Origin of the sequence: Streptomyces sp. NPDC093221 (assembly GCF_044753885.1) — a bacterium.
Lineage (GTDB): Bacteria > Actinomycetota > Actinomycetes > Streptomycetales > Streptomycetaceae > Actinacidiphila.
In genome coordinates this window covers 294991-309068 of sequence record NZ_JBIVOA010000003.1, presented here as the reverse complement: position 1 = coordinate 309068, position 14078 = coordinate 294991, and the positions used below count along the sequence as shown (strand labels likewise).

11 protein-coding genes are annotated in these 14078 nt (G+C 70.8%); 4 read left to right on the top strand and 7 right to left on the bottom strand.

Going from position 1 to position 14078, the window contains the following annotated elements:
- Nucleotides 1–88: 88 nt before the first annotated feature.
- From ACIQCJ_RS13365 to ACIQCJ_RS13355, 3 genes are read right to left on the bottom strand one after another with little or no spacing between them, the layout of a single operon-like run.
- Complete coding sequence (locus ACIQCJ_RS13365) at nucleotides 89–1009, bottom strand: ABC transporter permease subunit (protein ID WP_391045826.1); 921 nt, start codon at nucleotides 1007–1009, stop codon at nucleotides 89–91.
- A complete protein-coding gene (locus ACIQCJ_RS13360) occupies nucleotides 1006–2010 on the bottom strand; it encodes a sugar ABC transporter permease (RefSeq protein WP_355341711.1) in 1005 nt (334 codons plus the stop codon). The genes ACIQCJ_RS13365 and ACIQCJ_RS13360 overlap by 4 nt, the downstream gene beginning before the upstream one ends.
- On the bottom strand, nucleotides 2010–3311 hold the full coding sequence (locus tag ACIQCJ_RS13355) for an extracellular solute-binding protein (protein WP_391163272.1): 1302 nt from the start codon (nucleotides 3309–3311) through the stop codon (nucleotides 2010–2012). The genes ACIQCJ_RS13360 and ACIQCJ_RS13355 overlap by 1 nt, the downstream gene beginning before the upstream one ends.
- Nucleotides 3312–3988: 677 nt before the next feature.
- Between ACIQCJ_RS13355 and ACIQCJ_RS13350 the strand changes: the two genes are divergently transcribed.
- The 3 genes from ACIQCJ_RS13350 (at nucleotide 3989) to ACIQCJ_RS13340 (ending at nucleotide 8711) form a co-directional block, all read left to right on the top strand.
- The gene (locus ACIQCJ_RS13350) at nucleotides 3989–6037 is read left to right on the top strand and encodes an ATP-binding protein (protein WP_402711424.1); all 2049 of its coding nucleotides are present in this window, start codon (nucleotides 3989–3991) and stop codon (nucleotides 6035–6037) included.
- 490 nt (nucleotides 6038–6527) lie between these two features.
- On the top strand, nucleotides 6528–7529 hold the full coding sequence (locus ACIQCJ_RS13345) for a beta-ketoacyl-ACP synthase III (protein ID WP_355341720.1): 1002 nt from the start codon (nucleotides 6528–6530) through the stop codon (nucleotides 7527–7529).
- A 261-nt stretch (nucleotides 7530–7790) separates the two neighbouring features.
- The gene (locus ACIQCJ_RS13340; protein ID WP_355341723.1) at nucleotides 7791–8711 is read left to right on the top strand and encodes a zinc-binding dehydrogenase; all 921 of its coding nucleotides are present in this window, start codon (nucleotides 7791–7793) and stop codon (nucleotides 8709–8711) included.
- A gap of 76 nt (nucleotides 8712–8787) precedes the next feature.
- Here the strand turns inward: ACIQCJ_RS13340 and ACIQCJ_RS13335 are convergent, their stop codons facing one another.
- The 3 genes from ACIQCJ_RS13335 to ACIQCJ_RS13325 all read right to left on the bottom strand — a co-directional run bounded on the left by ACIQCJ_RS13335 (nucleotide 8788) and on the right by ACIQCJ_RS13325 (nucleotide 11442).
- Nucleotides 8788–9429, bottom strand: a complete 642-nt coding sequence (locus tag ACIQCJ_RS13335) for a hemerythrin domain-containing protein (RefSeq protein ID WP_401856524.1) — start codon at nucleotides 9427–9429, stop codon at nucleotides 8788–8790.
- Nucleotides 9430–9613: 184 nt separating this feature from the next.
- Nucleotides 9614–10621 carry a phosphotransferase family protein gene (locus tag ACIQCJ_RS13330; protein WP_402711423.1) on the bottom strand — a complete coding sequence of 336 codons (1008 nt, stop codon included), beginning with the start codon at nucleotides 10619–10621 and terminating at the stop codon, nucleotides 9614–9616.
- A gap of 38 nt (nucleotides 10622–10659) precedes the next feature.
- Entirely contained in the window at nucleotides 10660–11442 is a 783-nt protein-coding gene (locus ACIQCJ_RS13325) for a hypothetical protein (protein ID WP_402711422.1), read from the bottom strand.
- Nucleotides 11443–11774: 332 nt separating this feature from the next.
- On the opposite strand from ACIQCJ_RS13325, the gene ACIQCJ_RS13320 reads away from it, so the two are divergent.
- Entirely contained in the window at nucleotides 11775–13058 is a 1284-nt protein-coding gene (locus ACIQCJ_RS13320) for a phosphodiester glycosidase family protein (RefSeq protein WP_355341735.1), read from the top strand.
- 52 nt (nucleotides 13059–13110) lie between these two features.
- Here ACIQCJ_RS13320 and ACIQCJ_RS13315 read toward each other — a convergent pair whose 3' ends face one another.
- Complete coding sequence (locus ACIQCJ_RS13315) at nucleotides 13111–13998, bottom strand: LysR family transcriptional regulator (protein WP_355341738.1); 888 nt, start codon at nucleotides 13996–13998, stop codon at nucleotides 13111–13113.
- Nucleotides 13999–14078 lie beyond the last annotated feature (80 nt).

The following is a 14078-nucleotide window of genomic DNA, read 5'->3' as shown; positions in this document are numbered from 1 at the left end:
GCCGCGACGGACGGCCGCCGCCGGGAACGGGGTTCCCGGCGGCGGCCGTTGGGGGACGGGAGCGGAAGCGTGGCCCCTGCCCGTGTGCTCAGCCCTTGCTGGAGCCCAGCGACAGACCGGCGATGAACTGCTTCTGGAGCAGGATGTAGACCACCAGCGTCGGCACCGCCGCGATCATCGCGGCGGCGGCGATGAGATTCTGGTTGGAGACGAACTGCCCCTGGAGATTGGCCAGCGCCGAGGTGACCGGGCGTTTGTCGCCCGACGACATCAAGGTGATGGCCCAGAAGAAGTCGTTGTAGATCCAGGTCGTCAGCAGCGTCGCCAGCGCCGCGAGCGCCGGACGGCACAGCGGCAGGGTGAGCTTCCAGTACCGGGTCCACAGCCCCGCGCCGTCGACCAGCGCGGCCTCGTACATCTCGTCGGGGATCGACTTCATGTAGTTGCTCAGCACGAAGACGCAGAAGCCCAGTTGGAAGGCCACGTTGATGACGATGAGGCCGAAGACCGAGTTGTACATCAGGCCGCTGCCGCTGAGGAAGCCGGGCAGCGAGATCTTCAGGTAGATCCGGTACAGCGGGGTGATGATGACCTGCTGGGGGAGCAGGTTGCCCGCCGTGAAGAGGATCAGCAGCGCGATGTTGAGCTTGACATTGACCCGGGTCAGCACGAAGGCCACACCGGACGCCAGCGCCAGCACGACGATCACCGCCGGAACGGTGATGAGCACCGAGTTCCAGAAGAAGTGCTTCATGTCCGACTGGGTCCACGCGTCGGTGAAGTTCTTGAACGTCAGGTGGTGCGGCAGCGAGACATAGCCGTACTTGCGGGTGTCTGAGTACGGGCGGACGGCCACGTACAGCGCGAAGGCGATCGGCAGCAGCCAGAGGACCGAGGCGCAGATCAGGAAGACCTGCGAGGCGATCTGGCCCCAGGGGCGCGGCTTCCCGGGGCCCGGGGGCCGCGCGGCGGGTTCGGTGTGCAGCCGCGGCAGGGTATCGGTGGTCATCGCGATTCCTCACGGCTGAACGTCTGGTACAGGAAGACGCTGATCGGCACCAGCGAGATCACCAGCAGCACCACGCCCAGCGCGGAGCCGAAGCCGACCCGTTGGGTCTCCCCGACGATGTTGGAGGTGACCAGGACCGAGAGCAGCTCCAGGCCGTTGATGCCCTTGTTGGTGATGTACACCAGGTCGAAGGCGCGCAACGACTCGATGACGGTGACCACCATGATGACGATGTTGATCGGACGCATCACGGGGAAGATCACCCGCCAGAAGGTCTGCCAGGCGTTGGCGCCGTCGACCAGGGCCGCTTCGCGCAGCGTCGGGTCCACGGCCTTGAGCCCGGCCAGGTACAGCACCATGACGTATCCGGCCTGCCGCCAGGTGGCCTCGACCAGGACCGACCACAGGTTCAGGTGTGGATTGCCGAGCCAGTCGATGGCGTTGTCGTTGCCGTTGCGCCCGATGACGGTGTTGATCAGCCCGAAGTTCTGCGAGTACATGAACTCCCAGATGATGCCGACCAGCGCCAGGGAGAGCATCACGGGCAGGAAGAGGATGCTCTGGTACATCCGGCTGCCCCGGATGCCGCGGTCGATGAGGACGGCGAAGAGCATGCCCAGCGGTGTGGCGATCAGGACGAAGACGGCCAGCCAGATCAGATTGTGCCGGACGGCGGGCCAGAACTCCGGGTAGATCGTGGCGGCCTGGTGGTAGTTCTGGACGCCGTACACACAGCCGTTGTTGAGGATCGACGGCAGATTCGGCTGGCAGGTCTTGGTGTGCAGACTGCCGACGCCGTTCCACTTGGTGAACGACAGCAGCACCGTGCCGAGCGCCGGGAACCAGACGAAGACCAGGTCGAGCAGGAGCGGTATGCCCAGCAGGAGCGCGACGACCACGCGGTCGCGCGCGCTCAGCCTGCGTATGCCCCGGCGGCGGCGGACCTTCGGCGTGGCCGTGGTTTCCGCCGCCGCCGGGGCGGGCGTCTGGGGGGAACTCATCAGGAGTAGATCGCCTTCGCCTGGGCCTCGGCGCTCTTCTGGAGGCCGGCGATGTTGCCCGTGCTCGGGTCGTCGATGAACTTCTGGATGATCGAGATCATCGCGGTGGCCATCGCCGGGTCGGCGTCGCGGTCCATGAACTGCGCCACCGCCTTGCACTTGGCGATCTCGGCGACCGACTTCTTCTGGATCGCGTTGTACGTCGGCACCTGGAGGCCGGTGGCCAGGCCGACGTCCCACTGGTCGGTCTTGAGGAAGTCCGACTCGGCCTGCCCGGTGCCGATGTACTCCAGGATCGCCTTGGCCGCATCGGGGTTCTTGGCCTTCTTGCTGAGCATGAAGCCGTCGGTCGGCGCGTCCATGTAGTCCTGGCCGTACGACGGGTTGATCGCGGGGAAGGTGAAGAAGTCCAGGTCGGCGAGGTCGGCCTTGTCCGAGACGTACTGCGCGGCCACCTGGTTGGTGCCCTGGAACATCATCCCGGCCTTCTTGGTCTCCAGGGTCTTGGCCGCGTCCTGCCAGATCCGTCCGTTGGCGCCGGTCTGCGTGTAGGGCAGGATCTCGGCCCAGTGCTGGAAGACCGTGTGCACGCCCTGGTCGGTCCACGGGATCTCGTGCTTCATCAACTTGGTGTGGTAGTCGTACCCGTTGATCCGCATGTTCAGGATGTCGAAGGTGCCGAGGGCGGGCCAGCCGTCCTTGTCGCCGAAGGCGATCGGGATGATGCCGTCGCCCTTCATCTTCTTGGCCAGCGCCACGTAGGCGTCCCAGGTGGTGGGCACGGAGTAGCCCTTGGCCGCGAACTGGCTCTTGTTGTAGAAGACCACCCACGGGTAGTTGTACAGCGGCACCAGGTACTGGTGGCCGTCGAGGCCGGTGGAGAGCTTCTTGGCCGCGTCGCCGAAGTTGCCGCCGATCTTGTCCCACACGTCGTCCAGCGGCTGGGCCAGGCCCTGCGCGGCGAAGTACTGCATGCGGTAGCCCGCGAACCAGGTGAACAGGTCGTCCGGGGTGCCCTGGAGATAGCTGGTGATGTTCTCCTGGAACGTGTTGTGGTCGACCGTGTTGATCTTGACCTGCGCCTTGGTGCTCGCGGCGGCCGCGGTGGTGAGGGCCGCGAAGGCGGCCTTCGGCGCGGAGTCGGAGTAGTTGGACCCGAAGGTCACCGTGCCGCCGACCTTGCCGCCGGAGGCGCTGGGGCTGCTCTTGTCCTTGGAGTCCTTGGAGTCGCTGCCGCAGGCCGTCAGCAGGCCGCCGGAGACGACGGCGAGACCGGCCGCGCCCGCGACGCCTCTGAGCACGTTTCTGCGCGACGGCGACGTACCGCTGTCCAGGCCGCTTCCCGCTGTGCTGCTTCCCGTTGATTCGACGTCCGACATGGTGCCTCCATGTGTGTGTGGCCGTTCCGGGTGCGGTAGGCGAGCGATGGCGGAGTGGACGTTTCTGGAGGGCCTGTAGCCTATCGATTTCCAACAGAAGTCACCAAGATGAAACGCCATCTCAACCGCAGGGGTAGTTCTACGCCAGATACCCAGGAGCGTCAACGCCCCATTACGGATGCGTTGCCGGACCGTGATGTGCAGGTAGCGTGCTGATTGGCCGCCCAATTCCGTTGCCGCCCCGCATGAGAGGGACGGTTCAGGGTAGCGGTCGGATCGTGGCAGCTCGGAGGCGGTCCGAGCACGATCGAACCGGATGGAACAACATGCACCAAAGGGGCAACGGGCCCTGAAGATCCATCTCTTCTAATGTTTGATATTGCGTGCTTCCGACGTCATGGCCGAGTCGCGGGGGCGCGCGCCCGGTGAACTCGACATCCGCGCGCCCGAATTGCCGGAGATAGCGGTAAAGTTCGGGCATCACGCGATGATCGGCAATGATCGCCAACACCGGACGAGATCGTTCCGGAAGTCCACCGGCCCGTTTTGCTCCGGTCGTGTGGCTGCCCTGTGTGGCCGGACGATGCCAGGCTGTCCCCATGATGGGCTACATCCCCGAGGAAACGACCAGCTTCGAGGGGCGACAGGAGGAGTTGGCGCGGTTGGACACCGCGCTCGCGACCCACCGGCTGGTCACACTCACCGGTGCGGGCGGCGTCGGCAAGACCCGTATCGCGCAGCGCTCCGCCGCCCGCACCGCGCAGCGGGCCGCGCCGCGGTTCCCCGACGGGGTGTGGTGGGCCGACCTGTCGGCCCTGGAGAACGCCGAGTTGCTGCTGGCCACCGTCTCGGACGCGGTCGACCTCTCCGATCACTCACCGCGCATGCCGGTGGAAGCGCTGTGCGAATGGCTCGCGGACAAGCGCCTGTTACTGGTCCTGGACTCCTGCGAGCACCTGGTCGACGAGTGCGCGCACCTGGTCGGCGAACTGCTCACCTCCGCGCCGGGGCTGACCGTACTGACCACCAGCAGGCGCCCGTTGAACCTGGTGGGCGAGGAACTGACCGAAGTGGGGCCGCTGGACGGCGACGGCGCCGACGCGCTCGCGCTGTTCACCCGGCGCGTGACCGACTCCGACCCCGACGCCCTCGCGGGCCCCGGCGCCGCCCGCGCCGCCGCAGAGATCTGCCGCCGCCTCGAAGGCATCCCGCTGGCACTGGAGTTGGCCGCGGCCCAGGTCGGCCCCTCCACCGTCGAGGACGTCTCCTCCCGGCTCGGCTTCCGCTTCGACGTGCTGGCCCGCGCCGACTTCGTCTGGCCGCCGCGGCACCGCACCCTGCGCACCACCATCGGCTGGAGCCACGAACTGTGCGCGCCGGTCGAGCGCTTGCTGTGGGCCCGGCTCACCGTCTTCCGCGGCTCCTTCGACCTCACCGCCGCGCGCGCGGTGACCTCCGGCGGCCCGCTGGCCGAACACGCGGTCGCCGCCACCCTGGAGCGCCTCGTGGCCCAGTCCGTGGTCCGCAGGGACGGCCACCGCTACCGGATGCTCGACACCATCCGTGAGTACGGCCAGGAGTGGCTGCGCGAGCTGGGCGAGGAACACGCCCTGGCCGACCGGCACGCCGGGCACTTCCTGGAACTGGCCCGGCGCGCCGACGCCCTGTGGTCGAGCAGCGAACAGGCCCGCTGCTACCGGCAGATAGACGACGTCCACACCGACCTGCGCACCGCGCTCGACCACCTGCTGGCCACCGAGCCCGCCCGCGCCGCCGAACTCGCCGGACTGCTCTGCTTCTTCTGGACCTGCTGCGGCCATCTCAAGGAAGCTCGCGGCTACTTGGAGCGCGCGCTGATGGCGCACGACACCCAGGGCCCCGAACGCACCCGCGCGCTGTGCGCGCTGGGAGTGACCATCACCCTCCAGGGCGACTACCCCTCGGCGCTCCAGGTCAGCGAACTGGCCACGCGGGCCGCCGCGTACGACGGGGACAAGGAGGCGCAGTTCGCCGCCGCGTACCTGTCCGGGCTGCTGGCCCTGCTCACCGGCCGCGCCGAGGAGGCCCGCGACACCGTGGACGCGGCGCTGGCCGCCGTACCGGGCTGGGCCTTCGACTCGCCCTCCCGGCTGCGCTGCCACCTCGTCGCGGTCTTCGCGCTCACCGGCCTCGGCCGGCTCCCCGAGGCGCGGGCGCGGGCCCGCGAACTGCGCCAGCACTGCGCCCAGCTCGGCGAGGTCTGGACGCTGTCCTACCTGGAGTACCAACTCGCGCTGATCGCGCTGTTCCAGTCGGCGCCGCACGAGGCCGCGGGACACGCCCGCACCATGCTGGAGAGCAAGCGGCTGCTCGGCGACGCCTTCGGGATCGCGCTCGGCCTCGACCTGCTGGCCGCCGCGCTGGCCGCCGAGGGCAGGGGCGAGCAGGCGGCCACCGTCTACGGCGTCGGCGAGTCGTACTGGCGCAGCGTCGGGCACCCGCAGCGCGGCACGCCGGAGTTGCGCGGGGTGCGCGAGCAGTGCGAGGCGACCGCCCGCGCTCTGGTCGGCGACGCCGCCTACGACAGGGCGTACCGGCGCGGCGCCACGGAGTACGGCCGCACCGCGCTGGCCGCCGCTCTCGCCGAGGAGCCCCCGGCGCAACGCTGACCGCCGTGACCCGGCGGGTGTGACGCGTGACACGGGTCGCCGCCGTGGAGACGCCGCGTTGGCCGATACTGATCGGTAACGAATATCGTGTGTTCCCGGAGCCGACTCCGGCGCTTCACGTTATCGCATTGATGTCAATTGCCCTTTCGGCGGAACCACTGTGCGCCTTTTGCCGTTTACCGTACGGGATTAGATCCGCAGGACGCGCCGCAAGGGGGGTGATCCGGCCGTGCGAGTGACGGCGCCGAAGCGGGCTCGGACGGAGAAGCCGCAGGTCGGGGCGGTTGGTCTCGGACAGGTGTGCCATACCTGCGTCGATTCCAGGCCACCTCTCGGCGTGGAGGAAGGATTGGTCTTCTTTCCTGCTGAATCGCGGGATCATTCGTATGGCGACCCTGCGTTGAGCGACGTACACCACGTCGAGGACGATGGGTCACTGCCTGATGCAAGGTCTGACCCCCATCCATGGCCGATGGCCTGAAAGGCTCCCATGAAAGCTGAGATCGCCGTGCCCGACGGCGCACGGCACACCCGAATTCTCGGTGTCGGCGCGTATCGCCCCCGGTCGGTCGTCGACAACGCCGAAGTATGTCGATACATCGACTCCTCGGACGAATGGATCCGCTCCAGAACCGGCATCGTGACCCGCCGCTGGGCCGGTCCCGACGAAACCCTGGGCGTGATGGCGGAGCAGGCCGCCAGCAAGGCCATCGCGGCAGCCGGGCTCACCCCGGACCGCATCACCTGCGTGATCGCCGCCACCTTCACCCACCTCATGCAGACACCCGCGGTCGCCACGGAGATCGCCCACCGGATCGGCGCCACCGAGGCCGCGGCCTTCGACATCACCGCGGGCTGCGCCGGATTCGTCCACGGCGTGGTGCTCGCCTCCGACGCCGTGCGCGCCAGAGGCGGCCACGTCCTGGTCGTCGGCGTGGAGCGGATGACCGATCTGCTCGACCTCAGCGACCGTTCGACGGCATTCATCTTCGGCGACGGCGCGGGGGCCGTCGTAATCGGCCCGTCGGACACACCGGGCATCGGCCCGGTGGTCTGGGGCGCGGACGGCTCGCAGGCCGACGCGATCGAGCAGACGGCACCCTGGGACGTGCTCAAGGACGACCCCGGCCACGCGTTCCCCGCACTGCGCCAGGACGGGCAGCGGGTCTTCCGCTGGGCGGTCTACGAGATGGCCAAGGTGGCCAAGCAGGCGCTGGACGTGGCGGGCGTCGGCCCGGCCGACCTCGACACGTTCATCCCGCACCAGGCGAACGAGCGCATCATCGACAGCATGGCCAAGTCCATCGGCCTGCCGCCCGAAGTCACCGTCGCCAAGGACATCGTGACCAACGGCAACACCTCCGGTGCGTCCATCCCGCAGGCCATGGAAGCGGTGCTCGCCTCCGGCGAGGCCAACTCCGGCGACACCGCACTGCTGCTCGGGTACGGCTCCGGCCTGTCCTACGCCGCGGTGGTCGCCACCCTGCCCTGACCCACCGCACTCCAGCACAGCGCGCAGCGCGACCACTTGGCACCGGCCGCCGCCCCGGCACACAGGGGCGGCGGCCGGCGCCTTTTCCGCCCGCGACACCCGCCGTTCCGAAATGAACGATCATCGGCCGTCACAGCTGCCGGAGTTAATGACTCTACGTACCAGGAGGAGAACGGGACCCGCCCGGAATCTCGCGCGACCGGGCGCGCACCGCTCTCCCTCTCCCCACTGGTGGCGTGTGACGAAGAAGGCGGGTAGCTGATGAAAGCCCTGGTCACAACGGACAACGCGGACGGCCGACTCCGGCTCGACCCGGTCGACGAGCCGGAACCGCTGCCCGGACAGGCCCTGATCGCGGTCAGCGCGGTGGCCGTCAACCGCGGCGAGCTGTCCGTGCTCGACGAGCTGCCCCCCGGCTCCCGGATCGGCTGGGACGTCGCGGGCACCGTACTGCGCCCGGCGGCCGACGGATCGGGCCCGGCCGCGGGCACCCGCGTCGTCGGCCTCGCCGACCGCGACGGCTGGGCGGAGCGCGTCGCCCTCGACACCCGCAGGCTCGCCCGGCTGCCCGACGCCGTCGACTGGGCCGCCGCGGCGGCCCTTCCCGTCGCGGGCCTCACCGCTCTCTACGCCCTCCAGCGGGCCGGCCGTCTGATCGGCCGCACCGTACTGATCACCGGCGCGGGCGGGGGAGTCGGCCGGGCCGCCGTCCAGCTCGCCGCCGCCGCGGGCGCCCACGTGATCGCCTGGGTCGGCTCCCCGGACCGCGCGACCGGTCTCGCCGCCCTCGGCGCCGATGTCGTCGCGACCTACGGCACCGACCCCGGCGTGCCCGTCGACATCCTGCTCGACAGTTGCGGCGGCTCCGTCCTGACCTGGGCCTTCGAGTCCGTCGCCCCCGGCGGCAGCGTGGTCGTCTACGGCAACACCGCGCGGGCCGAGTTACGCCTTCCCCGCGACTGGGGGCGCGCCCGGCCCGGTGTCAGCCTCCACTACGTCTTCCTCTTCGACGAGATCACCCGCCACGACGTCGGCCACGACCTGGCCTTCCTGCTCCAACTCGTCACCGAGGACCGGCTGGACCCCCAGGTCGCCCTGGTCGGCTCATGGACCGATCCGACGCCCGCGCTGCGGTGTCTGGACCGCCGTCAGGTCAACGGCAAGGTGGTGCTGGCCCTTTGACCCGGGCAGCTCCCGGATGTTCACCGCGCGGAGGGATCGTGCGACCTCCGCGCGGTGAACGCGTCAGCGCCAGGGGCTACTTGGCCCAGGGGGACTGCTTCTCGTAGCGGGGCCGCCAGGTCTTGCGGAAGAGGAAGCGGACCGGCGGCGGAACGAGCGCCAGCACCTTCTGCTCGGTCGCGGCCGGCGCCGAGTCCAGGAGCCAGGGGAAGAACGTCGCCGCCCCCTTCGTCCCCACCTGCCTGCGCTGTTCCGCCCCGAAGGCGTCCCACTGCTTGGCGGTCACCACGGCCCCCACCAGCGGCAGCCCCGCGTCCTCCTCGTGGTCGAAGTGCGACGTCAGCGCGTCCCGCAGCCGCTCCACGTCCTGGCTCAACCCGGCCGTGTCACCCGCCGCGAGCCGCGCATCGACCGCCGCGATCAGCGGATCGAGCACCGCGTGCTCGGCCTCCATCGCGTCCAGCAGCGCGACCCGCTCGGGGTCGCTTCCGATCCGCCCGCGCATGGCGGGCCACAAGGTGGTGTCCTCGGCGGTGTGGTGGATGTCCAAGTAGTAAGTGAAGTTCTTCCAGCCCTCTTTGAAGGCCCGCGGACTCCCGGCCTTGTGGTCGGCGGCCGTGACCAGCCTGCCGAGGTCGCGCCGGAAGGCGTCGTGCACCGCGTACATCATGGTGAAGTCGAGCCGGGACTGCGCATCCGACGGGGTGTAGGTACTCATGCGTGCCTCCTGATGAGTGCGTGCGCGGGTACGTGGTCAGATGGTGGCACCGACGCCTGTCACGGTGCTTCCTCCTCAGGAACCCCGAGGCCCGCGGCGGCGGCGACTTCCGCGCCGATCGGGGCGAACCCCGCGATAAGGAGGCCGACTTCGGCCGCGGCCCCTCGTCGCGGGGCCCGGCACGTCACCCCGCCGCGGTCCGCAGCGCCGCCTCCAGCCGCGGTCCCGTGTACTGCCTCACCCATGCCAGATGCTCGCCCCCGGTCCCTCGCGGCACCACCTCGACGAGCATGATCAGGAAGAGGTAGCAGCGGTACAGCGCGATCCGCCGCCGGGCCGCCGCGTCGAAGTCCGTACGCCCGCCGCCCGCGCCGTATCCGGCGAGGAAGGCGGAGTCGCGCTCGATGTCGTCGCGCCCGATCGACAGCGACGCGAAGTCCGCCAGCGGGTCGCCCCAGAACATCCGCTCGCCGTCGATGAGACCGCTGACCGTACGGGCGCCCGCGGGACCGTGGAGCAGGATGTTGCCCGGCCACAGGTCGAAGTGGACCAGCGCGGGCTCGGTGACCTCGTCGAGCACGGGCGCCGCCGTCGCCAGCGCGGCGCGGATCTCGGCGACCGGCAGCGGCAGCCAGGGTCCGTACCGCTCCGCGTCGGCCAGGACGGCGTCGGTCATCGCCGTGAAGGCGGGCCGCCAGCGGGAGTCGAGCGGGGCGAGGGTCTGCGCCGGGTAGCCGAAGGCCGGTCCGCGCACCGAGTGCAGCCGGGCCAGCAGGCCGCCGGTCTCCCGCCACAGCCGCGCGCTCTCGGCCTCGCCGACGCCCTCCGCGGCCTCTCCCGCCGCCGACCAGGTGACACCGGGGCAGTGCGTCATCAGCAGGAAGGGAGCGGCCTGTTCGCTCCCGTCGTCGTACTCGGCGTGCACCACGCGCGGCGCGGGCACCCCCGCCGTGGCGGCGCCCTCGTAGAACCGGGCCTCGCCGCACAGCAGTTCGCGTTCGTAGCCGAGCTTCGGGACCCGCGACGGCGGCGGGACCTTGAGCACGAGGACGGCGCCGTCGGTGAGTTCGACGCGGTGCATCGCGTTGTACGTGCCGCCCTGGAGCGGCGCGTGTCCGGCGATCCCGGCCGCCGGGATTCCGGCGCGCTCCAGCGCTCCGGCCACCGTGTCGTCCCGCGTCAGCGGTGCCATCCGCCCCTCCCCGTGGTCGCCTTCCGTGGGGCCGAACCCTACGCGGTCGCCAGTCCCCAGCCGAGCGCGCCCACGGCGGCGGCCGCGTAGGCCCACACGGCGGCGAGCACGATCCGCCGCCGGACGGACTCCGACCAGGGCGTACGGGCCAACAGCCAGGCCAGCGCGGGGAGTACGAGGACCGCGTGCAGGCTCACTGCGTGCAGCGGCTTGAGGGCGCCGGTCGAGTGGTACGCGGCCTGCTGGTCGCCGGTCCTGGTGTCGACGACCCCGCGGGCGATCATCGCGGCGCCCGAGAGCAGGCCGACCAGCAGCAGCGCGAATCCGGCGCGCAGCGCGAGCGGCATTCCGGCGGGTCCGGCGGGCCGGGCGCGGAAGGCGGCGACCGCGAAGGCGGTGAGGACCACGACGAGCAGCGCGCCGCCGACGGCCAGCGACATGGCGACGGCGGAGTTCACCGGCGTCTCCACGTTGAAGTGCGAGGGCACGTGCCGCCACGCCTGCACGGTGATCCCGGCGACCTCCAGGACGCAGTCGGCCGCGAAGAGGGCGAGCAGCGTGGAGCGGGTCCGCTCGCCGATCCGCACGTACGAGGTCACCCGGGCGAGCGCGATCAGGGTCAGGCCGAAGGACACCCCGAAGGTGAAGGGCTTGCGCCAGGAGACCGGGCCGTCCCACGGTCCGCCGTCCACCGCGAAGACCCCCAGGTGGAACAGGCCCGACACGATGAGCGCGGCGCCGACCGCGTACGCCGCCCGCTCGGCGCCGCGCACGGGGAGGCGGCCGGGCGGCGGGACGACTGCTGCTGCCGTGGCGGACATGGCGCGGGACTCCTGACCGAGGGGACCCCGGCGGCGCTCCCGGCCGGGGAGTCCCGGACGCGGCGCGGCCGGGACGCGCTCACGGTAGGCGGCGGACGGGGCGCGCCGCGTCGTCGCGCGGGAGGCGGTCGCGCTGCTCCCGGTGGAGTACGCGCCCGCCTTCAGGAAACCCGCACCGCTGATCGGCCGTCAGAAGGGTCCGGCGGTCGGGTGGTTCCGGGCGTGCCGCGATTGGGCTGATCGCAGAACGGTCATAGCATATGAAAATATGCTTAAAGGTCCCCCGGGTCGCGCAGGCGACAGGGGCGGTAGGAGCGAGGGCGAGGAGTGTCATGACCCAGCAGACGGGCGGCCGGATCGCGGAACCGCGCGACGGCGCCGACTCCGCGGAAGCGGCGGACGGCGGCGGACGCACGCGCCGCAGACGACTGCTGCCGTGGAAGCACAAACGGGATCTGACCCCGACGCAGCTCCGCCGCCGCCGGCTGGTCACCCGCGGCGCGCTCGGCGTCTGCGTGGTGTGCGTCGGCACCGTGGGCTGGTCGGTCGGCCAGGCGCTGACCTACCCCGGCAAGGACAGCAACGTGGCCAGGCTCGCCGAGTGGGCCCGCGACCACGAGCTGGGCTTCGTGGTCAACAAGCTGGAGGACGTCCAGTACAAGATGGACCCGCCGAAGGTCGGCGGCTCGCTGTCGGCCGACGCGCTGGCCCGGATGAAGGCCACCGCGCCCGCCACCACCGCCGCGGGCACCGCGCCGGAGGGAGCGCCCGCGGCCCCCGCGGCGCCGGTCATCCCGCTGCGCGCCCCGATGCGCCCGCTGGTCACCCCCGGCCTGCCGGGCGAGGGCGTCTTCCGCACCCTGTCCAGCGCCCACGGCCAGCCGATCGTCCAGGGGACGTACGTCAGGCCGGACGGCGACCACACCTCGTACGAGGCGGCCGTCGCCTGGATCAGCGGCAAGCACGCGCGCTTCCAGCTCCACCCCGGATTCCGCGAGCCCGGCGGCACCTTCTCCGTACCGCCCAACATCCCCAAGGGACAGCGCACCGGTCTGGTCGCCACCTGGAACGGCGGCTTCCGGGTCACCGACGGCGGCTCGCGCGGCGGCTTCTACCTCAACGGACAGACGGCGGGCGACCTGCGCGACGGCACCGCGTCCGAGGTCTTCTACAAGGACGGCTCGATCCGCATCGGGGTCTGGGGCCGCGATGTGCACATGACCAAGGACGTCGTCGGCGTACGCCAGTGCCTGGAGCTGATGGTCGACGACGGCCGGGTGGTGCCCGACATCGGCGACGACTCCAAGTGGGGTGTCACCGACCAGAGCAAGATGTTCGTCGAGCGCTCGGGCGTCGGCATCACCGCGCAGGGCGACATCATCATGGTGGTCGGCCAGGCCCTGTCCGCGCGGACCCTCGCCGAACTGATGCAGCACGCCGGGGCGGTCCGCGCCATGCCGCTGGACATGAACCGCGCGTGGCCGTCCTTCATGTCCTACGACAGCGGCAAGAATCCGGCCGACCCGAAACCCACCAACATCCTCGACTTCGAGGACCCGCCGGACCGCTACTACACCCAGGCCACCCGCGACTTCGTGGCCGTCTACGCCCGCTGACCGTACGCAAGGCGGCGGCCCGTCGGCACGGCCCGCGCGGCCGGGTACGGCGCTACGCCATCTGGTCGGCCGCCGCCGCCTCGGTGAAGGCGCGGATCCTGGCGGTGGCGCGGGACGCCCGCCACACCGGACCCCAGTCCAGCGGCGGCGTGTCGTGGAAGGGGACGTAGACGACGTCGGGGCGGGCGGGGAACCGGGTGGCGTGCGCGCCCACCGGGAAGACCCCCTGGCCCGCCCCGACCAGGGTCAGCACCTCCTGGAAGGTCGCCGCCGAGCGGCCGACCGGGATCGCCAGGCCCGCCGGGGTCTGCTGCGGCGTCCCCGGCTCGCGCCAGTAGTCGGGCAGCGAGCACGGCGCTTGCAGCACCTCGGTGCGCGCCAGATCCTCCACCGAGACCGTGCCGCGCTGGGCGAAAGGATGCGTGGCGGGGACCGCCAGCATGCGCGGCTCCGACAGCAGCACGGGACCGTTGGCCAGATCCGGGCCCGACAGCGGCAGGCAGGCGATCAGCACCTCCAGCGCGTCGGCGCGCAGCCGTTCCAGCGCCTCGGTCATCTGGACCTCGCGGATCTCCACCTCGCAGCCCGGATGCCGGGTACGGAACCGCTCGGTCGCCCTGACCAGCAGCTGACTCGCCGCCGCGCCCACGAAGCCCACCCGCAGCAGCCCGGTCACCCCGCGCCCCTCGGCCACGGCCGTCGCCAGCGCCGCCTCCAGCCGCTCGAACGCGGGCCGCAGGTCGTCGTGGAGGCGCCGCCCGATCGGGGTCAGCACCACGCTGCGGCTGGTGCGCTCGAACAGCGGCGCCCCGACACGGCGTTCGAGCTTGCTGATCACCTGGCTGACCCGGGCCGTGGTCACCCGCAGCCGCATGGCGGTCCGCCCGAAGTGCAGCTCCTCGGCGAGGGTCAGGAACGTCTCCATCTCGTACCGCTCCATGCAGGCCCCCTTCCTGGTGCCGTCGAGGCATGTGTGAGCGCGCTGTTAAATCGTACTTAACGATCATTCCATGAAGTGGA